This window comes from Streptomyces sp. NPDC052687, assembly GCF_040678395.1.
In the GTDB taxonomy this organism is placed as follows: domain Bacteria; phylum Actinomycetota; class Actinomycetes; order Streptomycetales; family Streptomycetaceae; genus Streptomyces.
Map to the genome: position 1 here is coordinate 194156 of NZ_JBFATR010000004.1, position 21463 is coordinate 215618.

General features: G+C 74.5%; 18 protein-coding genes and 2 pseudogenes. 12 read left to right on the plus strand and 8 right to left on the minus strand.

Annotation, left to right across the window (positions count from 1 at the left end; translation table 11 throughout):
* The first annotated feature begins 208 nt into the window (after window positions 1–208).
* The 3 genes from AB0K92_RS07145 to AB0K92_RS07155 are packed head-to-tail and all read left to right on the plus strand — an operon-like array spanning window position 209 to window position 3917.
* Window positions 209–1705, plus strand: coding sequence for a VWA domain-containing protein (locus AB0K92_RS07145; RefSeq protein ID WP_365920208.1), 1497 nt, complete (start codon window positions 209–211; stop codon window positions 1703–1705).
* Window positions 1702–2643, plus strand: a complete 942-nt coding sequence (locus AB0K92_RS07150) for a hypothetical protein (protein ID WP_365920210.1) — start codon at window positions 1702–1704, stop codon at window positions 2641–2643. The genes AB0K92_RS07145 and AB0K92_RS07150 overlap by 4 nt, the downstream gene beginning before the upstream one ends.
* On the plus strand, window positions 2640–3917 hold the full coding sequence (locus AB0K92_RS07155; RefSeq protein WP_365920212.1) for an extracellular solute-binding protein: 1278 nt from the start codon (window positions 2640–2642) through the stop codon (window positions 3915–3917). The genes AB0K92_RS07150 and AB0K92_RS07155 overlap by 4 nt, the downstream gene beginning before the upstream one ends.
* Before the next feature lie 62 nt (window positions 3918–3979).
* Here AB0K92_RS07155 and AB0K92_RS07160 read toward each other — a convergent pair whose 3' ends face one another.
* Both AB0K92_RS07160 and AB0K92_RS07165 read right to left on the minus strand, forming a co-directional pair.
* Window positions 3980–4546, minus strand: a complete 567-nt coding sequence (locus AB0K92_RS07160; protein ID WP_365920214.1) for a DoxX family protein — start codon at window positions 4544–4546, stop codon at window positions 3980–3982.
* A 465-nt stretch (window positions 4547–5011) separates the two neighbouring features.
* Window positions 5012–5794, minus strand: coding sequence for an SDR family oxidoreductase (locus AB0K92_RS07165; RefSeq protein WP_365920216.1), 783 nt, complete (start codon window positions 5792–5794; stop codon window positions 5012–5014).
* Between the two features lie 134 nt (window positions 5795–5928).
* Between AB0K92_RS07165 and AB0K92_RS07170 the strand changes: the two genes are divergently transcribed.
* Window positions 5929–7569, plus strand: coding sequence for an alkaline phosphatase D family protein (locus AB0K92_RS07170; protein WP_365920218.1), 1641 nt, complete (start codon window positions 5929–5931; stop codon window positions 7567–7569).
* Here the strand turns inward: AB0K92_RS07170 and AB0K92_RS07175 are convergent.
* Window positions 7556–8614 carry a Gfo/Idh/MocA family oxidoreductase gene (locus tag AB0K92_RS07175; RefSeq protein ID WP_365920220.1) on the minus strand — a complete coding sequence of 353 codons (1059 nt, stop codon included), beginning with the start codon at window positions 8612–8614 and terminating at the stop codon, window positions 7556–7558. The genes AB0K92_RS07170 and AB0K92_RS07175 overlap by 14 nt on opposite strands.
* 88 nt (window positions 8615–8702) lie before the next feature.
* Between AB0K92_RS07175 and AB0K92_RS07180 the strand changes: the two genes are divergently transcribed.
* The 3 genes from AB0K92_RS07180 to AB0K92_RS07190 all read left to right on the plus strand — a co-directional run bounded on the left by AB0K92_RS07180 (window position 8703) and on the right by AB0K92_RS07190 (window position 12309).
* Window positions 8703–10040, plus strand: coding sequence for a multidrug effflux MFS transporter (locus AB0K92_RS07180; RefSeq protein WP_365920222.1), 1338 nt, complete (start codon window positions 8703–8705; stop codon window positions 10038–10040).
* Window positions 10041–10051: 11 nt separating this feature from the next.
* Entirely contained in the window at window positions 10052–11185 is a 1134-nt protein-coding gene (locus tag AB0K92_RS07185) for a serine hydrolase domain-containing protein (RefSeq protein ID WP_365920354.1), read from the plus strand.
* Between the two features lie 98 nt (window positions 11186–11283).
* The gene (locus AB0K92_RS07190) at window positions 11284–12309 is read left to right on the plus strand and encodes a small ribosomal subunit Rsm22 family protein (protein ID WP_365920224.1); all 1026 of its coding nucleotides are present in this window, start codon (window positions 11284–11286) and stop codon (window positions 12307–12309) included.
* A gap of 15 nt (window positions 12310–12324) precedes the next feature.
* Here AB0K92_RS07190 and AB0K92_RS07195 read toward each other — a convergent pair whose 3' ends face one another.
* Window positions 12325–12558, minus strand: coding sequence for a DUF6243 family protein (locus AB0K92_RS07195; protein WP_365920226.1), 234 nt, complete (start codon window positions 12556–12558; stop codon window positions 12325–12327).
* 136 nt (window positions 12559–12694) lie between these two features.
* Here AB0K92_RS07195 and AB0K92_RS07200 point away from each other — a divergent pair, with 136 nt between their 5' ends.
* Both AB0K92_RS07200 and AB0K92_RS07205 read left to right on the plus strand, forming a co-directional pair.
* Complete coding sequence (locus AB0K92_RS07200) at window positions 12695–13324, plus strand: TetR/AcrR family transcriptional regulator (RefSeq protein WP_365920228.1); 630 nt, start codon at window positions 12695–12697, stop codon at window positions 13322–13324.
* 275 nt (window positions 13325–13599) lie between these two features.
* The gene (locus AB0K92_RS07205) at window positions 13600–14334 is read left to right on the plus strand and encodes a bifunctional DNA primase/polymerase (RefSeq protein WP_365920230.1); all 735 of its coding nucleotides are present in this window, start codon (window positions 13600–13602) and stop codon (window positions 14332–14334) included.
* 96 nt (window positions 14335–14430) lie between these two features.
* Here AB0K92_RS07205 and AB0K92_RS07210 read toward each other — a convergent pair whose 3' ends face one another.
* From AB0K92_RS07210 to AB0K92_RS07220, 3 genes and pseudogenes are all read right to left on the minus strand, one after another.
* Window positions 14431–15411 carry a hypothetical protein gene (locus AB0K92_RS07210; RefSeq protein ID WP_365920232.1) on the minus strand — a complete coding sequence of 327 codons (981 nt, stop codon included), beginning with the start codon at window positions 15409–15411 and terminating at the stop codon, window positions 14431–14433.
* A gap of 159 nt (window positions 15412–15570) precedes the next feature.
* A pseudogene (locus AB0K92_RS07215) lies at window positions 15571–16397 on the minus strand (heme ABC transporter ATP-binding protein).
* Window positions 16397–17487, minus strand: a pseudogene (locus AB0K92_RS07220) (iron ABC transporter permease). Before AB0K92_RS07220 ends, AB0K92_RS07215 begins: the two co-directional pseudogenes overlap by 1 nt.
* 199 nt (window positions 17488–17686) lie before the next feature.
* Here AB0K92_RS07220 and AB0K92_RS07225 point away from each other — a divergent pair.
* From AB0K92_RS07225 to AB0K92_RS07235, 3 genes are read left to right on the plus strand one after another with little or no spacing between them, the layout of a single operon-like run.
* The gene (locus AB0K92_RS07225) at window positions 17687–19192 is read left to right on the plus strand and encodes an HtaA domain-containing protein (protein WP_365920234.1); all 1506 of its coding nucleotides are present in this window, start codon (window positions 17687–17689) and stop codon (window positions 19190–19192) included.
* Window positions 19189–20061 carry a hypothetical protein gene (locus AB0K92_RS07230; RefSeq protein WP_365920236.1) on the plus strand — a complete coding sequence of 291 codons (873 nt, stop codon included), beginning with the start codon at window positions 19189–19191 and terminating at the stop codon, window positions 20059–20061. The genes AB0K92_RS07225 and AB0K92_RS07230 overlap by 4 nt, the downstream gene beginning before the upstream one ends.
* Complete coding sequence (locus tag AB0K92_RS07235; RefSeq protein ID WP_365920238.1) at window positions 20058–20702, plus strand: PhzF family phenazine biosynthesis protein; 645 nt, start codon at window positions 20058–20060, stop codon at window positions 20700–20702. Before AB0K92_RS07230 ends, AB0K92_RS07235 begins: the two co-directional genes overlap by 4 nt.
* Window positions 20703–20733: 31 nt before the next feature.
* On the opposite strand, the gene AB0K92_RS07240 is transcribed toward AB0K92_RS07235, so the two are convergent.
* Complete coding sequence (locus AB0K92_RS07240) at window positions 20734–21381, minus strand: biliverdin-producing heme oxygenase (RefSeq protein WP_365920240.1); 648 nt, start codon at window positions 21379–21381, stop codon at window positions 20734–20736.
* Window positions 21382–21463: the final 82 nt, after the last annotated feature.

Genomic DNA, 21463 nt, shown 5'->3' on the forward strand with positions numbered 1-21463 from the left:
GCAGGGCGCGGCGAGTGACGGGATGCGGGGGTGACGGGAGCGGCGAGTGACGGGGTGCGGGGGATGACATGGCGCGGTGGGTGACAAGGCGCGGTGGGTGACGGGACGCGGCGGATGGCACGGCACGGCAGGTGACACGGCACGGCGGAAGACACGGCACGGCGTGAGACGGCGTACGGCGGCGACGACGAGGGCGAGGTGCACGGACGTGGAGACGGGAGAGCCCCGGGCGGGCGGAACGGCCGGGCAGGTCACGGTCGGGCTGGAGATCAGCCAGTGGAAGTACCTGTCGAGCGAGGCGGACGACCCGCAGATGCACGCCATCCTCAGCGTGCGCGTGGACGGCACCGGGGGCGGCGGGTCTGCCGGGCCGCTGCTCGCGCAGGTGCTGGCGGTGGACTGCTCCAGCTCCATGACCTGGCCCCCGGACAAGCTGCACGCCGCCCAGCAGGCGGCCGTCGCCGCGATCCGGATGCTGCCCGACGGCACCCCGTTCGCGGTGGTCCGCGGCAACGACCAGGCGGGCATGGTGTATCCGGACACGCCCGGCATGGCCCGCGCCGACGCCCGGCGGCGGGCCGAGGCCGAGCGGGCCGTGCTCCGGCTCGTCGCGGGCGGCGGCACCTGCATCGGCGCCTGGCTCGACCTGTCCCGCCGGCTGCTCGCCGAGCAGGACGCACCCATCGGACACGTCCTGCTGCTCACCGACGGCAAGAACCAGCACGACGAGCAGATGCCGCTCGCCCGGGTGCTGGAGACCTGCGCGGGCCGGTTCGTCTGCGACGCCTGGGGCATCGGCGACGGCTGGGACGCCCACGAGCTGCTGCGGATCACCAGCAGACTGCACGGCAGCGCCTCCTCCGTGCACGACGAGGCCGAACTGCCGGCGGAGTACGAGAAGCTGATGGCCCGCCTGCTCACCAAGACCGTGCCCGAGCTGGCGGTCTCCGTGACCCCCATGGGCGGGTCAGCCGTGCGCTACCTCAAGCAGGTCTTCCCGACCGAGGTGGAACTCCTCGCGGAGCCGGCCGAGGAGGGCACGGACGGTACGGACGGCAGGGACGGCATCCGGTTCGTCACCCGCGCCTGGGGCGACGAGACCCGCCGCTACCAGCTGTGCCTGTCCGCCGACCCCACCGGCCACCCGCGCGGGGAGGACCTGCAGCTCGCCGTCGTCTCCGTCGGCGTCCCCGGCGGCGAGGCGCTGCTGCCGCCCCCGCAGGCCTGCGTCGTCCACTGGACCGACAACCCCGCCCTGTCCCGGCACACGGACGCCCAGGTCGAGCACTTCGAACACCACCAGCGGCTCGGCGAGGCCGTCGCCGCCGCGGCCGACGCCCACCGCCGCGGCGAGCGCGACCTCGCCGAACACCAGCTGGGCCGGGCCGCCCAGCTCGCGCAGGCCATGGGCGCCGACGAGCAACTGGCGCGGCTGGCCCGCCTGGTGGAGATCGTCGACGCCCGGGCCGCACAGGTCAGGCTGCGCCCCGACGTGACGGCGGTCGACTTCCAGCGCCTGATCACCGGGACCAGCCACACTACCTACGGACCCGTCTCCGGCACCGGCGCCTCGGGCAGCTCGGGCGTCGGCGGGACGGGCGAGGCCGCGGGAGTGACCGTGCCCTGCCCGGCCTGCCACCGGAAGGTGCCGGCGAAGTCCCGGTTCTGCACCTTCTGCCGCCACTCCTTCGCGGAGCGGCCATGAGCACCACCCGCCAGGAACTCGTGCGCCGACTGCGGCGGTTGCTCGCCCTCATCCTCGCCACCACCTGCGCCCTGTTCGTCGCCTACCGCGGCGTCCACGACGACACCGTGCCGCTCGCCTCCTCCAGCACCCCCGGCATCCTCGCCGTCGACACCGCGCGGCACGCCATGCGCCAGGCCCACGAGGAGATCCGCGACAGCGGACCGGAGGGCGACATCAGCGGCGAGTTCCACACCTGGACCTCGGTCGCCCACCAGAGCCTCGCCCTCGCCGCGTCGGAGAACGTCACCGGTGCGAAGGGCCGCCACGACCTGCAGACCATCACCGGGCTGATCGCCGTCTACTCGGCCTGGGTGGAGCGCTGGGGCCAGGAAGCCGACACCGGTTCCCCGCTGCGCGCCGCGTATCTGCACTACGCGGAACGGGTGCTGGGCCTGGACAGCGCGCCCGGCACCGACGGGGACGTCATGAGCCGCCTCGACGCCCTGCGCGCCGAGCAGCTCGCCGAGGCCGAGCGGCAGGCGGCGTTCACCTGGCAGCAGGCCCTGTGGTGGAGCGCGGTCGCCGCCCTGTACGTCGCGCTGTGCCTGGCCCTGCTGGAGACCCAGCGGTTCCTGCGGCGCCGCTTCCGCAAGCCCGTGCAGCTGCGGCTGCTCGCCGCGACCGGGGTGTGCGCGCTCGGCGTGCCGGTGCTGGCGTGGCTGACGATCGAGGCGCACGGCGCGATGGCCGACACCCTCGGCTGGATCCGCGTACGCCGCCAGGACCCGGACCTCGTTCCGGAGGTCGCCGACAACGTGGAACGCTCCCTGGCGGACGCCGGCCTGTGGTCGTCGCTGTCCGACTGGGTGCTGTGGGGAGGGGCCGTGGTGATGGCACTGACACTGTGGGGGCTGCGGCCGCGGATCGCCGAGTACCGGTTCCGGGGGACACGATGAACCGGCCCCTGCCCCAGGACCCGCCCCTGCCCCAGGACCCGCCCGGTCCCCAGGCCCGGGCCCGGACCCGCCCCCGGCCGCGTACGCTCGTCGCGCTCGCCGTCTGCCTGGCGCTGCTCGCCGCCGGCGGGTACGCGGGGGTGCGGTGGGCGCAGGCCCGTGAGGGCACGGTCACCCTGCTCGCCAGCTGGACCGGCCGCGAGGCGACGGAGTTCGAGGAACGGGTCATCGAGGACTTCGAGGACGCCTACGACATCGACGTCGTCTACCAGGGCAGCTCCGCGCTCAGCCAGGTGCTGGCCGCCGACATAGCGGCCGGCAACCCGCCGGACGTGGTGGTCGTGCCCGGCCCCGGCGAACTGCTGACCTACGCCGGCGACGGCCGGCTCCGCCCCCTCGACGGGCTGTTCGACGCCACGCGGTACGACGAGATGTGGGCGCCCCGGGTCCCGGGCGAGCACGGCGCCCTCCACACCTACTGGCTGCCGGTCAAGACCAGCCTGAAGAGCATGGTCTGGTACACGGGCGACAAGCCGACCGCGGCGTCGGCGGACAGCCCCGGCCGGTGGTGCCTGGGCCTGGAGGACGGTGCCGCCTCCGGCTGGCCCGGCACCGACTGGGTCGAGGACATCCTGCTCCAGCAGGCCGGACCCGAACGGTACGAGGACTGGGTGAACGGCACGCTGGGGTGGACCCACGACGACGTGCGCGAGGCCTGGCGCACCTGGGGCGAGACGGTCGGCGCGGGCGACCGGGAGCGCGCCGCGAAGCTGCTGACGACCGGGTTCGCGCAGGACTGCGCCGACACCGGGCGCCTGGAGCACCAGGGGTCCTTCCGCGCGGACCACTGGCGGGCGGCGGGCGGCGACTACGTCCACTCCGCCCAGGTGATCCCCGGCGCCGGGCCCGAGGCCGGGGCCTGGGAGGTCTCCGGCGACCTCGCGGCCCTGCTGACCGACAACCCGGACGCCCGGCAGCTGATCCGCCACCTCGCCGACCCCGCCACCGACCTGCCCGACCACACCGTCAACCGGGCCGCGACCGAGGACCCGGGCACAGACACCATCGAGGCCCGGATCGCCGGGACACTGCGCGAGGACGGCCCGACCCGCTGCTGGGACGCCTCCGACGCCATGCCCCGCACCCTGCGCGACGCCTTCCACCAGGCGGTGCTGCGCCACCTCGTCGAACCGGAGGCGCTGGACGAGCAGTTGAGACACCTGCAGGAACTCAGCGTCGAGCAGCGGCTGCCGGTGTGCGGCGGCGACGGCTGAGCGGGGGGGGGGTGAGCCGGGGGGACCGCTGAGCCAGGGGGTGTCCGCGGAGCCGCGAGCCCTCAGCTCTCCGTCGTCTCCTCGAACAGCGCCTCCTGCTCGCCGCCCTCCTGTTCCGCCTCCCGCTGGAGCCGCTTGACCCGGGCGCCGACCACGACCGCGGTACCGGCGGCCACCGCGCCGAGCGCCACCGGGACCATCCAGCCGCGGTCCAGCACATGGCCGAGGGCGTGGTCGAGGGAGAGGCGGCCGGGGCCGGCGACGGCGATGCCGGTGGCGGCGAGGCCGAGGGTGGCGGCGTACTCGTAGCCGCCGCCCTGGTTGAAGAAGCCGTTGGGGGTGTGCACGGCCGCGGCGCCCGCCATCGCGCCGGCCGCAGCCGCGCCCGCCGCCGGAGTGGCCAGGCCCAGCGCCAGCAGGGTGCCGCCGCCGGTCTCGGCGAGGCCCGCGGCGGTGGCGCTGGCCTTGCCGGGCCGGTAGCCGACGGACTCCATGAACTGGCCGGTGCCCTCGATGCCGTGGCCGCCGAACCAGCCGAACAGCTTCTGCGTGCCGTGCGCCACGAGCACCCCGCCCGTGCCCAGCCGGAGCAGCAGCATGCCCAGATCACGTCGGTCGTAGAACGTCACGTTGACTCCCGGAGCGAACGAACGGAACAAGCGTGTGAGGCGACCCCGCCCCGGTTCCCCCGGCCCACGGTTCCATCCCCGCCGCCCGGGGACCCGTCCGCGACGGCCGTTCGGGTGAGGGCGGGCGCACACGCGCGCACGACACGACCGCGAGCGATGCGAAGGATGCGAGGGACTTCTCCTGCCGCGGGCACCTTCCAGACGGCCCTGAACCGCGTACCGCCGACGGTGTGACACGGCAGCCGTTCCACGGCCCGGTGCCCGCCCCGCGGTGTGTCGCGGGGACCCCCCGGCCCGGTGCCCTGGAACGGCTGCCGTCTCTCCCCCCACCCCCCGGTGATGGTCTGCGGAAGCCCGGCACTCCAAGTGTGAAGTTCCTGTGGAGGAAGTTGAGCACATGTCACCCATCCGGGGCAATGGGGCGGATGGTGAAACTCCGTTTGCGCGGGCGGGCCCGGCCGCCGGTCAGCCGCGTCCCACGTACGGCATCGCCGTCGCCAGCACCGTCGCGAACTGCACGTTCGCCTCCAGCGGCAGCTCCGCCATGTGCCGCACGGTGCGCGCCACATCGGCCACGTCCATCACCGGCTCCGGCACGATCCGCCCGTCCGCCTGGAGCGCCCCGGTCTGCATCCGCGCCGTCATGTCGGTCGCCGCGTTGCCGATGTCGATCTGCCCGACGGCGATGCGGTACGGCCGCCCGTCCAGCGACAGCGACTTGGTCAGGCCGGTCAGCGCGTGCTTGGTGGCGGTGTAGGCGACCGAGTGCGGACGCGGCGTGTGCGCCGAGACCGAGCCGTTGTTGATGATCCGGCCGCCCTGCGGGTCCTGCTCCTTCATCTGCCGGTACGCCGCCTGCGCGCACAGGAACGCCCCGTTGAGGTTGGTGTCCACCACATGCCGCCACGCCTCGTACGGCAGCTCCTCGACCGGCACGCCGCCCGGCCCGAACGTCCCCGCGTTGTTGAACAGCAGGTCCACCCGTCCGAACCGCCCGACCGTCGCCGCGAACAGCGCCGTCACGTCCTCCGGGCGTGACACGTCCGTCCGTACGGCGAGCGAGGCGCCCTCCGGCACCAGCGCCGCCGTCTCCTCCAGGGTCTCGCTCCGGCGCCCCGCCAGCGCCACCGACCAGCCCGCGCGCAGCAGCTCCACGGCCACCGCCCGGCCGATGCCGGAGCCCGCGCCGGTCACCACGGCGATCCCCGGCCGGTCCGTCGCCCCGCTTCCCGTTCGCTTCTCGTTCATGGGCCCGCAGCGTACGGGAGGGTCCGCCATCCGGAACTCATCCATCCGACATGTGGTTGTCGTGAACGCGCCTATCGCGAGTCGTCCCCGGCCACTCCAATGCGTGAGGCATCCATCTGTCAGGGGAGGACCGGATGACTCACGCAGCCCGTCAGCCACAGCACGCCGCCGAACTGCGCGCCGCCGCCCGCCACATCGGCCGGCGCCGCTTCCTCACCGCCACCGGCGCCGCCGCCGCCCTCGCCTTCGCCGTCGGCCTCCCGGCCGCCGGCACCGCGAGCGCCGCCGAACTCGACGCCGCCCGCCTCACCGAGAACCCCTTCACCCTCGGCGTCGCCTCCGGCGACCCCCGGCCCGGCTCGGTCCTGCTGTGGACCCGCCTCGCCCCCGCCCCCTACCAGCCCGACGGCGGACTGCCCGCCCAGCGCGTCACCGTGCACTGGGAACTCGCCCACGACGAGCACTTCCGCCGCCCCGTCAGACGCGGCACCGCCCACGCCCACCCCGAGTTCCACCACACCGTGCACGTCGAGGTCACCCACCTCGCCCCCGGCCGCGTCTACTACTACCGCTTCCACGCCGGCGACTGGACCAGCGAGACCGGCCGCACCCGCACCGCCCCCGCCCCCGGCGACCCCACCACCGCGCTGCGCCTCGCCGCCGTCTCCTGCCAGGCCTACCACGACGGCTACTTCACCGCCTACGGCCATCTCGCCCAGGACGACGTCGACCTCGTCCTCCACCTCGGCGACTACCTCTACGAGTACGCCGTCGACGCCGCCGGCGGCCAGCGCCGCTACACCGACCGCGTCCTGCCCGCCCACTTCAACCGCGAGACCGTCACCCTCGAGGACTACCGCCTGCGCTACGCCCTCTACAAGACCGACCCCGACCTGCGCGCCGCCCACGCCGCGCACCCCTTCGTCGTCACCTGGGACGACCACGAGACCGAGAACAACTACGCCGGCGACACCCCCGAGAACGACGTCCCGCCCGAGGAGTTCCTGCTGCGCCGCGCCGCCGCCTACCGCGCCTACTGGGAGAACCAGCCCCTGCGCCGCCCCCAGCTCCCCGACGGCCCCGACATGCGGCTCTACCGCCGACTGCACTGGGGACGGCTCGCCCAGTTCGACATCCTCGACACCCGCCAGTACCGCACCAACCAGGCCTACGGCGACGGCGCCCGCGTCCCCGGCCCCGAGGTCGACGACCCGGCGCGCACCATGACCGGCGAGACCCAGGAGCGCTGGCTGCTCGACGGCTGGCAGCGCTCCAAGGCGCTGTGGAACCTCATGCCGCAGCAGGTCGTCTTCTCGCAGCGCAAGTTCGACCTCACCGAGCCGTCGCGGGTGTCGATGGACGCCTGGGACGGCTACCGCGCCTCACGCCGCCGGGTGCTGGACGGCGCGCGGGCGGCCGGCGTCGAGAACCTGATGGTCCTCACCGGCGACGTCCACGTCGGCTACGGCTTCGACATCAAGGAGGACTTCGACGACCCGGACTCCCGCACCGTCGGCACCGAGATCGTCGCCACCTCGATCGCCAGCGGCCGCGACGGCGCCGACAAGCCCGCCAACTGGGACACCTACATGCGCGCCAACCCGCACCTGAGGTTCTACAACGGCCGGCGCGGCTACGTCGCGGTCACCCTGGACCGCGAGCAGGCACGCGCCGACTACCGGACCGTGCCGTACGTGACCACGCCCGGGGCGCCGGTCACGACGGCCGCGTCCTTCGTCACCCGCGCGGGGGAGCCGGGGCTCACACCGGCATGAGGTCACCGGCGGAGTCCCCGGTGGGGTCCGCGTCGGGGTCCGCGTCGGGGGTCTCACCCGGGTAGCGGACGCCGACGCGGTCCCGGATCGCGTCGAGCGTCCGCATCACCGCGAGGGTGCCGTCGAGCGGGACCAGCGGGGACTCGGTCTCGCCGGCCCGCAGCGCCCGCATCACCTCGCGGGCCTCGTGCCTGAAGCTGTTGTGCGCGCCGGCCGCCTTGTCGTGCACGAACTCCTCCGGCTCGCGTCCCGCGCGGTGCAGCACGAACCGCTCCGGGTGGAAGAAGCCGTGCGGGATGTCGATCCGGCCCAGCGAACCGGTCACGGACGCCGCCGTCGGCGTACCGCCCACGATGGAGCAGTGCACCGAAGCGAGAGCACCGCTCTCATAGGAGAGCACCGCACCCGTCTGGAGATCGACGCCCTCCTCCGAGAGCACCGCACTCGCCGCGACCCCGGCCGGCTCACCCAGCAGCAACTGCGCGAACGACACCGGATACACCCCCAGATCCAGCAGCGCGCCCCCGCCCTGCAACGGATCCCGCAGCCGGTGCGAGGGCGGGAACGGGCCCGCCAGCCCGAAGTCCGCCTGCACACTGCGCACCTCGCCGACCGCCCCGTCCGCCACCAGCGCCTTCAGCCGCCGCATCAGCGGGGAGCAGTACATCCACATGGCCTCCATCAGGAAGCGCCCGTGCTCCCGCGCCAGCGCCACCAGCTCCCCGGCCTCCCGCGCGTTCAGCGTGAACGGCTTCTCCAGCAGCACGTTCCGCCCCGCCGCCAGACACAGCCCGGCCGCCGCCCGGTGCGCCGCGTGCGGGGTCGCCACGTACACCACGTCCACGCCCTCGTCGCGCGCCAGCCCCTCCCAGCCGCCGTACGCCCGCTCGATCCCGAACCGCTCCGCGAACGCCGCCGCCGACGCCTCGCTGCGCGACGCCACCGCCACCACCTCCGCGTCCGGCAGATCCACCAGATCCGCCGTGAACGCGGCGGCGATCCCGCCGGTCGCCAGAATTCCCCACCGCACGCTGTCCGCCGTCATTCCCCGCCCCACGCTCCACTCAGTGACACCAGGCACTCCGTTCGAGCTGAGAGCATAGGGACCGTACTGCGGAAAAAGGGAGGGCCACATGCCCGAAGGCGGGGCATCCATACCGGAACTGTCACAGGCGGCCGCCCCCGAGGCACGGCCGCCCCTGCGTGCCCGGCGCGCCGCCGGACTGCTGCTGACCCTGGTCCTCGGCGGCCTCACCGCCACGCCCCCGCTGGCGATGGACATGTACCTCCCCGCCCTGCCCGAGGTCACCCGCGCCCTGCACGCCCCCGCCGCCACCGTCCAGCTCACCCTCACCGCCTGCCTGGCCGGCATGGCGCTCGGCCAGCTCGTGGCCGGCCCGATGAGCGACCGCTGGGGCCGCCGCCGCCCGCTGCTCACCGGGCTCGCCGTGTACGTCGTCGCCACCGCCCTGTGCGCGTTCGCGCCCACCGTCGAGACCCTGGTCGCCTTCCGCCTGGCCCAGGGCCTCGCGGGCGCCGCCGGCATCGTCATCGCCCGCGCGATCGTGCGCGACCTCTACGACGGCGTGGAGATGGCCCGCTTCTTCTCCACCCTGATGCTGATCTCCGGGGTCGCCCCCATCGTCGCCCCGCTGATCGGCGGACAGGTCCTGCGGGTCACCGACTGGCGGGGCGTGTTCGTCGTCCTCACCGTCGTCGGCGCGCTGCTCGCCGTGGTGGTGTGGGCGAAACTCCCCGAGACGCTGCCGCCCGCCGGCCGGCACTCCGGCGGCGTCGGCGAGACCCTGCGCTCGATGCGCGGCCTGCTGTCCGACGCCCCGTTCACCGGCTACCTCCTCGCCGGCGGCTTCGCCTTCGCCGCGCTGTTCGCCTACATCGCCGCCTCCCCCTTCGTCATCCAGGAGATCCACGGCGCCTCACCGCAGACCTTCAGCCTGCTGTTCGGCCTGAACTCGGTCGGCCTCGTCCTCGCCGGGCAGATCAACGGCAGGCTGCTGATCGGGCGGGTCCGGCTGGACCGGGTCCTCGCCGTCGGCCTGACCACCGTCGTCCTGGCCGCGACCGCGCTGCTGCTGATGTCGCTCGGCGTCTTCGGCGAGATGGGGCTCACCCCCGTGGCCGCCGCGCTGTTCGTCCTGATGTCCGCGATGGGCATCACCCTGCCCAACACCCAGTCCCTCGCCCTCATGCGCACCCGGCACGCGGCCGGCTCCGCCTCCGCGCTGATCGGCACCTCCTCCTTCCTCATCGGGGCCGTCGCCTCCCCGCTCGTCGGGATCGCCGGGGAGGACACCGCCGTGCCGATGGCGGTCGTCCAGCTGGTGGCCGCACTGGTCGCCACGGCGTGTTTCGTGGCACTGTGCCGCCCCTGGAAGGCGGGCACGAGCACCGAAGGGGCGATTTCGCGCGCGCACGCGCCGAAGCGGAACGAGGAGGGGGAGGAGCGCTGAGCGCACCGAAACTGCGCAGCGGCACACCGGAACGGGCCGGGCTCGACCCGGCCGAACTGGACCACCTGGTCCGCGAGGTCCGCGACCTCACCACCGGCGACCGCCCCTGGGCGGCCGGCGCGGTCGTGGTCGCCGGACGCGGACCGGTGATCGCGGTCGAGGAAGCGGCGGGCTGGGCCGTGCGCTACGCCGCCTACGACCCGCAGCGCGACACCGGAGTGGAACTGCCCGAGACGGCCCGCGTCCCGATGACCGTCGACACCCCGTTCGACCTGGCCTCCCTGACCAAGCTGTTCACCTCGGTCGCGGCGGTCCAGCAGATCGAGCGCGGCACCCTCGGCATCGACGCGGCGGTCGGCGCGTACCTCCCCGAGTTCCGCGCCGCCGCCCGGCACGGCATCACCGTACGGCAGCTGCTCACCCACACCTCCGGGCTGCGGCCCGACCTGCCGCTGTACGACTGCGCCGACGACGCCGAACGGCTCGCCCTGCTGCGCGCCGAGCCGCCCACCGGCGAACCCGGCGTCCACCGCTACTCGGACCTCAACATGCTGCTGCTCCAGCACGTCCTGGAACGCGTCACCGGCCGCCCGCTGGACGCCCTCGTCCGGGACGGCATCACCCGCCCCCTCGCCATGACGGCCACCCACTTCGGCCCCTGCCCCGGCGCGGCGGCCACCGAGGACCAGCGGCGGCCGTGGGCCAAGGCGGACCGGGGCATGCTGCGGGGCGTCGTGCACGACGAGAACGCCTGGGCGCTCGGCGGCGTGGCCGGGCACGCGGGCCTCTTCTCCACGGGACGGGACCTCGCCGTCTTCTGCCGGGCCCTGCTGGCGGGCGGCGCGTACGGTCCCGCGCGCATCCTCGGCCCGGACTTCGTGGAACTCCTGCTCACCCCGCCCGGCCTCGGCTTCGCCCTCGACCAGCCCTGGTTCATGGGCGCCCTGGCGGGGCGGGGCGCGGCCGGCCACACCGGCTTCACGGGCACGTCCCTCGTCCTGGACCCGGCCACGGACACCTTCCTCATCCTGCTGGCGAACACGGTCCACCCCCGCCGCCGCGCCCCGGACAGCAGACCCAGGGCAGCGGCGGCGACACGGGTGGCCCGAGCGGTGCGGGGGGTGTCGGCGGTACGGGGGGTGTGAGCGGTGCGGGAAGTGCCGGCGGTGCCGGGGGGGGGAGCGGTGTGTGCGCGAACCGGACCCCCACTCGCCCCCACCGCCGCCCGCCCTAGAATCGCAAGGTGAACGCCCCCGCCCCCGCCCCCCTCTCCGCCCCCGCCGACACCCTGCGCGCCGCGCTCGCCGGGCTGCTCGACGGGCTGCCGCCGAAGCAGGCCGCGCAGGCCGTGGAGCGGCTGATCGCGAACTACCGGGGGGCGACCCCGACGCACGCGCCGATCCTGCGGGACCGGGCGGACGTGGCGGCGTACGCGGCGTACCGGATGCCGGCCACCTTCGAGGCGGTGCGCTCGGCGCTCGGGGCGTTCGCCGACGCGGTGCCCGGGTGGGTGCCCGGCAGCCACACCGACGTCGGCGGCGGGACCGGCGCCGCCACCTGGGCGGTCAGCGCCACCTGGCCGGGCGTGCGCCCGGTGACCGTGCTGGACTGGGCCGAGCCCGCGCTCGCCCTCGGCCGGGAGATCGCCGCCGCGAACCCCGCGCTGCGCGACGCCCGCTGGCAGCGCTCTCGCATCGGAGCGGTGCTCTCCTTGGAGAGCACTGATCTGGTCACCGTCTCCTACGTCCTCAACGAGCTGTCCGAGCCGGACCGCGCCGCCCTCGTCGACGCCGCCGCCGCGGCCGCGCAGACCGTCGTGATCGTCGAGGCCGGCACCCCCGACGGCTACGCCCGGATGCTCGCCGCCCGCGACCGCCTCGTCGCCGCCGGCTTCCGCGTCGCCGCCCCCTGCCCGCACAGTGCCGCTTGCCCCATCGCCCCCGGCACGGACTGGTGCCACTTCTCCGCGCGGGTCAGCCGTTCCTCCCTGCACCGCCAGGTCAAGGGCGGCTCCCTCGCCTACGAGGACGAGAAGTTCAGCTACGTCGCCGCCACCCGCCTCCCCGTCACCCCGGCCCCCGCCCGGGTCGTCCGCAAGCCGCAGATCCGCAAGGGCCAGGTCCTCCTCGACCTGTGCGAGACCGACGAACGGCTGCGCCGCGTCACCGTCACCAAGCGCCACGGCGACGACTACCGCGCCGCCCGCGACACCGACTGGGGCGACGCGTGGCCACCGGCGCGGGACACCGACGGCCACGACACCCCCTAGGGGACCTCTCTTCGATCATCCGGTAGTGCCGTTGTCCCGGCTGCCCTCCCGACCGCTGTCCCGATCGTTGTCACGGCTGTTCTCCCGGCCGTGCTCCTGAAGCCTGCGCAGCAGCTCCCGCTTCTGCGCCTGCGGGTCCTGGCCGCCGCCGATCCGGCCGCCCTTGCCGCCGCCCCGCAGGGCCGTGCGGCCGAGCTTCTGGCGCGTACCGCCGACGCCCAGCAGGTTTCCGGCTCCGCCTCGGGTCATGGTGTGCCTCCTCGCTCCTCGTGAGGTGATGGACTCCCTCGATGGTGAGATAGTGACGAGACGTCTCGTCTCGCAAGTCCATCCCGCTCAGCGTGCGGCGAGACGCACCGTCTTGTCAACCTGATAGATTCGAGCCATGTCCTCAGCCACCAGGAAGCCCGCCCCCGACGCCACCCGCCGCAGCGAGAAGTCGCGCCGCGCCATCTACGACGCCGCCCTCGCGCTCGTCGGCGAGGTCGGCTACCCCAAGACCACCATCGAGGGCATCGCCGCCCGCGCCGGCGTCGGCAAGCAGACGATCTACCGCTGGTGGTCCTCGAAGGCCGACGTCCTGATGGAGGCCTTCCTCGACCTGGCCGAGCAGGCCAACGAGCAGGCCGGCGGCAAGCCCGGCGACCGCGCCCTCCCCGACACCGGCGACCTCGCCGCCGACCTCAAGCTGGTCCTGCGCGCCACCGTCGACGAACTGCTCGACCCGCGCTTCGAGGTCCCCAGCCGCGCCCTCGCCGCCGAGGGGGTCGTCAACGAGGAGATGGGCCGCACCGTCGTCGCCCGGCTGCTCGAACCCTCGCTCCAGCTCTACGCCGACCGGCTGCGCGCCGCCCAGGACGCCGGGCACGTCCGCCCGGACGTCGACCCGCGCATCGCCCTGGAGCTCGTCGTCTCGCCGCTCGCCCAGCGCTGGCTCCAGCGCACGGGCCCGATCTCCCACGAGTACACCGACACCCTCGTCGACTACGCCCTCTACGGCCTCGTCCCGCGCTGAGCCCCCCGAAGCCACCGAGACCCTTGAAAGCCACCGAAGCCACCGAAGCCACCGAAGCCACCGAAGCCTTTGAAGCCACCGGAGCCCCGGAAGCGACCGGCCCCAGGCTCCGGCCCCTGCCCATAAATCCCGGCAAAGCCCTTCATGGGCCCTGATCCCGGTGTGGGGTATGTCTCGCCCCGCCTACCCCGGTTGGGGACTTCGGCCCCCCGGAGCGCACGATGGTGGGACGATAGGGCATGCTGTTCGGCACGACAGGCGAGGCGAGGGGATAGATGAGCGCGGAGTTCGGCGGCCGGACCGGCCTGCGGGGCAAACTCACCCAGTGGCTGCGCGGAGGCGGCCGCGAGGACGCCGCCGGCGACGGCGGCCGTGAGGCCCTGCTGCTCGCCGCCGCCGCCGCGGGGCTGCCACTGGCCCCCGCCGCGCACCCGGCGCCCGGCTACCGGTGCTCCTGCGACCGGGTCGGCTGTCCCACCCCCGCCCGCCACCCGGTCTCCTTCGCCTGGCAGACGCAGTCCACCACCGACCGCGCCCAGATCGAACGCTGGGCCCGCCACCAGCCCCAGGCCAACTTCATCACCGCGACCGGCATGGTCCACGACGTCCTCGACGTACCGCTGGAGGCCGGCCGCGAAGCCCTCGCCGGGCTGCTCGCCGCGGGGATCGACGTCGGCCCGGTCGCGGAGAGCGACGACGGCCGGATGCTGTTCTTCACCCTCACCCGGGGCACCCCGGAGGACGAGGACGAGTGGTGGCCGTGCGAGCTGGACTGTCACCCCGAGACCATGGACGAGCACCCGGGCCTGCGCTGGCACTGCCGCGGCTCCTACGTCCTCGTCCCGCCCGCGCGGCTGCCCGGCGACGACCAGACCGTGCACTGGGTACGCGGCCCCGAGCACGCGCTGCCCGACCCGCTGACCCTCCTGGAGCACCTCACCGACGCCTGCGCCCGGTACGCCGGCGCGGAGTCCGACCACGCGAGCGCGGCCTGGCCCCTGCGCCACTGACCGAACCGGACGCGGCGCACGGCACGGACACCACCGGACGGCACGCACACCAGGCCCGCCACGCACACCAGGGACACCACCGGCGCCCGGCCGCGCCTACTCGCCCTTCGCCGACGTCAGCCCCTGGATCCGCCCCAGCACGGACACCTGCGCCCCGGCACCCTTCCGCGGGTCGAGGGCCACCTCGTTGGAGACGTACTCCATCGTCAGCGACTGCTTGATCTCGCCGGTCGTCAGCGCCAGCACGTCCTCGTCCGGCGTGGGCACGGTGGCGCCCGAGTGGGCGGTCTGCTTCACGTAGTGGCGGGTGCTGAAGAACACCAGCGCCCCGCCGTCCTTCGTGCGCAACGCCACCGGGGCGTACGCGCCCTCGGTCAGCGGCGTGTCGATGTACTGGGTGGCCAGACCCGGCTTGCGCGCGTTCTTCTGCCGCTGGGTGCGCCACTGGCTGGTGTGCAGGCCGGGCGCGAAGTCCGGGCCGTTCTCCTTGAGGTACGTCGTGTACGCCTTGCTCAACCCGCCCGGGGAGAAGGCCAGTCCGGGCGCGTTCGCGGGCACGGCCTCGGCCCAGCCGTCCTTGTCGGTCTTGAACTCCGGTACGGCGTCCGGCGCGACGAGCGTCAGGTACGACACCTCCCACGGCGCGTCGAGCGCGTTGCGGGTGAAGACCATCAGCCAGCGGGCCTGCCCGCCCTTGTTCGCCTTGGCGTCGGCCAGGAACCAGCGCGGCCAGCCGGCCTTCTTCGGGATGGTGTACTCGGCGTCGGAGAACTCCAGCGGGCTGTGATCCGGGTTGCCCGCCGGGTTGTTGGCCCGGCCCGCCTTCAGCCGGGCGCCGTCGATGTCGGCGAGCGGGCCGGTGACGTAGTCGGCGTCGAGGGTGCTGTCGTAGTCCTTGTCGGCCCTGTTGTACGCGGTCGTGAACTTCTCCAGCGCCTTCGCGGCCTCGGCGCGGGTGGTCGCGGGCAGCACCTCCCGCTCACCGTGCACGACCACACACCCGCTCGCCGTCAGCGACAAAGCGGTCAACGAGGCTGCTATGAGAGCGATTCGGGCACGCCTGCGATCCCTGGTCATCGGGCTCCTTCACCTTCCCCTTCCCGGGGGCGAACCCTACCGGGGCCGGACGCCCGGCCCCGCACGGGCTTCGGTTCCGGGACGGCGACTCCCGCGCGCCCCGCCGGCCGGGGGAGCCGCCCCGCGGTCAGACGTCCCGGTGCGGAGTCACCTCACCGGTCAGGTGTCCCGGCGCGGAGTCACCAGCACCGCTCCCGTGCGCGGATGCGGCAGCACCTCGACGGGCTGGTCGTAGACCTCGGACAGCATCCGGCCGGAGAAGACCCGCGCGGGCGGGCCGTCCGCGGCCACCCGGCCCGCCCGCAGGACGGCGGCCCGGTGCGCGTAGGCGGCGGCCAGGCCCAGGTCGTGCAGGACGACGACCACCGCGTCCCCGGCCGCGGCCCGCTCCCGGCACAGCCGCAGCACCAGCTCCTGGTGTCTGAGGTCGAGCGCGGCGGTCGGCTCGTCGAGCAGCAGCAGCGGGGCCCGCTGGGCGAGCACCCGGGCGAGCGCGACCCTCGCCCGCTCGCCGCCGCTGAGCGCGGAGAACGGCCGTACGGCCAAGGCGGTCACCTCGGTCGCGGCCATCGCCGCCGCCACCGCGGCGTCGTCCTCGTCCTCCAGCGGCGTCCCGGCCCACGGCGCCCGGCCCATCCGGACCACCTCCGCCACCGTGAACGGGAAGGACAGCGCCGCCGACTGCGGCAACACCGATCGCCGAAGCGCCAGTTCGGCGCGGACCAGTCGCCCGCCGGGCGGCCGTGCAGGCGTACGACGCCCCCGGCGGCCGGGAGGTCGGCGGCCAGCGCGCCGAGCAGCGTGGACTTGCCCGCGCCGTTGGGAGCGACCAGGGCCAGCACCTCGCCCGCGCGGACGGTGACGTCGACGCCGCGCAGCACCTCGCGCGCGCCGAGCCGCACACGCAGGCCCTCGGTCCCGGCGAGGACGTCGCCGGGGGCCGGGGCGGACGGGGGAGCGGGGCGCCGGGAGCGCAGCGGTGCCATCAGGCCCAGCCTCCTTGCCTGCGCCGGGTGCGGCGCAGCAGCCAGAAGAAGAACGGACTGCCGACCAGGGCGGTCAGCACGCCGAGCGGGAGTTCGGCGGGCGCGGCGAGGGTGCGGGCCGCGAGGTCGGCGGCGAGCAGCACCACCGCGTCGCCCAGCGCGCCGCCGGGGACGAGGAAGCGGTGGCCCGGCCCGGCGGCCATGCGCGGCAGGTGTGGTACGACGAGCCCGACGAAGCCGATCACGCCGGAGACGCTGACCGCGGCGGCCGTCAGCAGCGCCACGACCAGGACGAGCGTGATCCGCAGCCGTTCCACGTCCACGCCGAGGTGCCGGGCGGGCCGGTCGCCGAGCGCGAGCAGGTCCAGGCGGCGGGCGTAGAGCGGGGTGACGGCGAGACCGGCCGCCGCGCACGGCAGCACGGCGAGCACCTTGGGCCAGGTGGCCTGGGCGAGCGAGCCCAGCTGCCGGAAGGTGATCCGGTTCACCGCGGCGGTGTCGGCGAGGAAGATGAACAGCCCGACCAGTGCCCCGGCGAAGGCGTTGACGGCGATGCCGGTGAGGATGAGTGTCACGACCTCGATGCGGCCGCCGGAGCGGGACATCGCGTACACCAGCGCGACGGTGACCAGTCCGGCGGCGAACGCCATCGCGGGCAGGGTCCAGTTGCCGAGGAAGTCCAGGCCGAGCGAGATCGCGGCGACCGCGCCGACCGCCGCGCCCAGCGAGACACCGATGGTGCCCGGCTCGGCGAGCGGGTTGCCGAACACGCCCTGCATCAGGGCGCCCGCGCAGCCCGGCGAGACGCCGATGAGCAGGGCGAGCACGATCCGCGGGAACCGCACGTTCCACAGCACGGACTCGGCGCCCGGTCCAGTTCGCCGCCGCCGAGTCCGGCCCGGTGCTGCACGGAGGCGAGGACGTCTCCGACGGGGATCGGATAGGCGCCGACGCCGCCGGCGACCGGTACGAGCGTGAGCAGCAGGGCGGCGAGCCCGGCGGTCAGCAGCCACGCCGTGCCGCGGCGCGCGCGGGCCGGGGGGCCGGCGGCGGCCGTGTCCTCGGCGGGGGTCTTCTCCAGAACCGTCACCCGATCAAGGAGGCTCACCTAACTTCGCTGACGAATCGGGGCGTGCCCTCTGGCCGGATCTCGCCCTCGGCCCGGTCGTGAGGCCGCCGTTGTCGGCCACCGCGGTCATATTGTCGGCCCGCCGGTCATCCCGCCCGGATACGATCACGGCCTCCGCCCGCGAGAACTGACGCCGCATCACCCCGAGGAGCCGTCCACCATGCCCACCAGACCTCGCCGCCGTGCCACCGCTCTCGCCGCCGCCGTCGCCACGGCCGCCGCGCTGGGCGCCACGGCGCTCGCCACCGTCGGCGCCCCGGCCGCCGCGGCCGCCGAAGAGCCGCTGACCGGTTACGAGGTGACCTGGGGCATCAACCAGTCGTACCGCACGTACGTCACCACCTTCGCGGCCGGGACCTTCACGCCCGCCGAGGGCGCCTCGCAGGCCGAGGACAACGGCGCCTTCACCTTCGTCGACGGCACCGGCACGCACGACTCCACCGCGCACACCCTCCGGCTCGGCTTCCGGGGCAGCCTCGCGATCGAGTCCAAGGCGCACGGCTTCGCCCTCACCCTCTCCGACGTGCGCTTCGACAGCGGCGACGGCGAACTCACCGCCGACGTCACCCGGGGCGGCACCACCACGCAGGACGTGCCGCTCGCCGAGGTCACCGTCACCCGCGAGATGACGGACATGGCGACCACCCTGACCAAGGAGACCGCGGACATCCTCGGCAGCAAGAGCTACGAGGGCGCGCAAGGCGACCCGCTGACCGTCCGCAAGGCGGCCTCGTCCCCCTCGCCGACCGGCTCGGCGACGGCCACCGCCACGCCCACCTCCTCCGCCACCCCGACCGCGACGCCCACCGGTTCGGCCTCCGCGACCCCGTCCCCGACCGCCACCGGCGCCCCGTCCCCGACGCCCGGCGAGCCGACCCGCCCCGCCCCCACGGCCGACGACCCCGACGCGCCGATCGGCGCCGAGATAGCCGACGGCAGGCTGAGCTGGGGCGTGAAGAAGGCCTTCCGCGCCTATGTCGTGGGCGGCGTCGCCCAGGGCCGGATCACCGTCGCGGACGGCGCCTCCCAGGCCCCCGGCAACGGCGTGTTCACCTTCACCGACGCCAAGGGCACCTACGACACCGGCGCCGACACCCTCACCGCCGCCTTCGAGGGCGCCGTCACCTTCCAGGGCCACCGGCACAACGGCGCCCACGGCCTCGACCTCACCCTCACCGACCTCACCGCCACCCTCGACGCCGGCACCGGCGAACTGACCGCCGACGTCACCAGCCTCGGCGAGACGACCCAGGACGTCGTCCTCGCCGAACTCACCGCCCGGTCCGCCGAGCTGACCGCGAAGAAGGACGTCATCACCCTCGACGACGTCACCGCGGAGCTGACCGAGGACGGCGCCGACGCCTTCGGCCGCTTCTACCCGGCCGGCACCGAACTCGACCCGCTGGACCTGTCCGTCGCCCTCACGCCGGGCGCCGGCCTCCCCGGCGGCGGCCAGACCGGCACCCCGACCGCCACCGCCACCCCGACCGCCACCACCGGCACCACCGGCGCGGCCGGCGGCTCGACCGGCGGCGGCCTGACCGGGAACCTCGCCTCCACCGGCTCCGACGTGCCCGTCGGCGCCCTCGGGGCCGCCGCCGCGGTGACCGTGGCCGCGGGCGCCGGCGTCGTCCTGGCCGTGCGCCGGCGCCGTACGGAGGCATGATCCGCTGTCGGGAAAGGGAGCGGCTCCCTGAGACCGGCCCCCTGCACAGGGCACCCAGAGAGCCGCTCGGACCGGGCCGGCTGGTCCTCACCGTCCGGGACAGGCCCGGTCCGCCGCCGCTGCGCTTCGAGACCGACGGCGGCGGCCGCATCCTGCTGCGGCAGGGCGGCCGGCCCGTCCTGACCGGCCGCCACGAGGGCGAGGGCTGCTGCCGCGACCTCCTCCTGCACCGCCTCGACGGCTACCGCTCCCCGCTGCCGCCCCTGTCCGCGGCCCTGCAACGCTCGCCGGTCAACTGGCGTCACCAGTACGCGCGCCGGCTGGAGGACGCCCCCGAAACGCCGCTGCACGACGGCCGCTGGCAGCTCGCCCGGCGTGAGGTCTTCGAACCCGGCATCTGGGGCGAGGACTTCGTCCGCGAGTGGCCCGGCGCCCGCCTGGAACTGCTGTGCGGCGGCGGCTGGCACGGCGTCCTGCCCCTGCGCCCGCTGTCACCGCCGGACGCGGCCCGCGTCAAGGCGTACCGCAAGCACGCCCGCGAGGGCACCCTCGCGCCCGTCCTGCTGTGGTGGGTGTCGTTCCTCGACGGCTGGGTCATCCTCGACGGCCACGACCGGGCGGTCGCCGCGCTCGCGGAAGGGCGGCAGCCGCCGTGCGTGGAGCTGACCCTGCTGCGCGACGAGGCCGCCTGGCGCCGCACCGCCGACGAGCTGACCGAGGCCCGCGAGCGCGACCGGGAACGCCTGGCGGCCCTGCCCGAGCGGCAGCGGGCGGCCATGGAACGCGGCCACGGCGACATCGTCGCCGACCTGCCCTACGAGGCCGGCCCCACCCCGCTGTGGCCCGCTGATGTTTCAATGCCCCGGTGACTGACTACGACGTGCTGCGCGTGTTCTGCGCGGCCAATGGCGGATACGGCAACGAACTCGGGGTCGTCCGCGACGGATCGGTGCTGCCCGGGGAGAGCGAGCGGCAGGCGCTCGCGGCCAAACTCGGCTTCAGCGAGACGGTCTTCGTCGACGACCCGGAGCGCGGCGTCGTCGACATCTGGACCCCCACCCTGCGGCTGCCCTTCGCCGGCCACCCCTGCGTCGGCGCCGCCTGGCTGCTGGACCTGCCCGAACTGGTCACACCGGCCGGGGTGGTGGGGGCCCGGCAGGACGGGGAGTTCAGCTGGATCGAGGCCCGCGCGGAGTGGGCGCCGCCGCGCACCCTGCGCCGATACGCGACCGCAGCCGAGGTCGACGACCTCGCCGTCCCGCCCAAGGGGGAGTGGATCTATGCCTGGGCGTGGGAGGACGAAGCCGCCGGCCGGATCCGCGCCCGCGCCTTCCCCGGCCGCGACGACGGCATCGACGAGGACGAGGCGACGGGCGCGGCGGCCCTGCTGCTGACCGAGCGGCTGGGCCGGGCCCTGAACATCACCCAGGGCGCCGGCTCCCAGATCCTGACGGCGCCGCAGCCGGGCGGCTGGGTGGAGATCGGCGGACGCGTCGTCCTGGAGCGCTAGCCAGGGAGTGTCCTGGGGTGTGCCGCGTGTCCTAGGCGCTCAGCGGGAACTCCTCGCCGAGCGCCCGGAAGACCGCCGTGTTCAGGGCGAACGCTCGCTTGCACTCGGCGACGATCCGCTGCCGCTCCAGCTCGTCCGCGTTCACCGCGTCCAGCAGCTCCCGGTAGGCCCGCTTGAACGCGGCCGGGTTGGGGATCTCCTCGAAGACGTAGAACCGGACGCCGTCGCCCTTCTTCGCGAACCCCCAGGTCTTCTCCGCCTTGTCGCGGATGATCTGCCCGCCGGAGAGGTCGCCCAGGTAGCGCGTGTAGTGGTGGGCGATGTACCCGCCGGGCCACCGCTCGGCGCACTCCCGCACTCGGTCCGCGTACGCCCGGGTCGCGGGCAGCGCGCTCAGCGAGTCCCGCCAGCCGGGGCCGCGCAGATGCCCCAGGTCCCGCTCCAGCGCGGGCAGCCGGAACAGCTCGCCGCGGATGAAGGGCCCCGCCACCGGATCCGACGCCAGCCGCCGCGCCCCGCCCTCCAGCGCCTCGTAGACGAACCACAGCTGCTCGGTGTAGCGCGCGTACGCGGCGACGCCGAGCCGGCCGCCCAGCAGGTCGCTCATGAAGGTCGAGGTCTCTGCCTCCACGTGCTGCTCCTGGGACGCGGTGCGGATGAGAGTGGAGAACGAGTCCATGGCCCCGGATTCTCTGAGTCAGGTTGCCTGAGTCAATGCCTTGCCGACGCGCTGTCGGTAAATCCTTACCCCTCATCCTCAC

Bases quoted from the DNA above. Each gene is read 5' to 3' on its own strand.
- AB0K92_RS07150 (WP_365920210.1), top strand. From the start codon at position 1,702: ATGAGCACCACCCGCCAGGAACTCGTGCGCCGACTGCGGCGGTTGCTC.
- AB0K92_RS07155 (WP_365920212.1), top strand. From the start codon at position 2,640: ATGAACCGGCCCCTGCCCCAGGACCCGCCCCTGCCCCAGGACCCGCCC.
- AB0K92_RS07165 (WP_365920216.1), bottom strand. From the start codon at position 5,794: ATGAACGAGAAGCGAACGGGAAGCGGGGCGACGGACCGGCCGGGGATC.
- AB0K92_RS07170 (WP_365920218.1), top strand. From the start codon at position 5,929: ATGACTCACGCAGCCCGTCAGCCACAGCACGCCGCCGAACTGCGCGCC.
- AB0K92_RS07175 (WP_365920220.1), bottom strand. From the start codon at position 8,614: ATGACGGCGGACAGCGTGCGGTGGGGAATTCTGGCGACCGGCGGGATC.
- AB0K92_RS07180 (WP_365920222.1), top strand. From the start codon at position 8,703: ATGCCCGAAGGCGGGGCATCCATACCGGAACTGTCACAGGCGGCCGCC.
- AB0K92_RS07195 (WP_365920226.1), bottom strand. From the start codon at position 12,558: ATGACCCGAGGCGGAGCCGGAAACCTGCTGGGCGTCGGCGGTACGCGC.
- AB0K92_RS07200 (WP_365920228.1), top strand. From the start codon at position 12,695: ATGTCCTCAGCCACCAGGAAGCCCGCCCCCGACGCCACCCGCCGCAGC.
- AB0K92_RS07205 (WP_365920230.1), top strand. From the start codon at position 13,600: ATGAGCGCGGAGTTCGGCGGCCGGACCGGCCTGCGGGGCAAACTCACC.
- AB0K92_RS07210 (WP_365920232.1), bottom strand. From the start codon at position 15,411: ATGACCAGGGATCGCAGGCGTGCCCGAATCGCTCTCATAGCAGCCTCG.
- AB0K92_RS07225 (WP_365920234.1), top strand. From the start codon at position 17,687: ATGCCCACCAGACCTCGCCGCCGTGCCACCGCTCTCGCCGCCGCCGTC.
- AB0K92_RS07230 (WP_365920236.1), top strand. From the start codon at position 19,189: ATGATCCGCTGTCGGGAAAGGGAGCGGCTCCCTGAGACCGGCCCCCTG.
- AB0K92_RS07240 (WP_365920240.1), bottom strand. From the start codon at position 21,381: ATGGACTCGTTCTCCACTCTCATCCGCACCGCGTCCCAGGAGCAGCAC.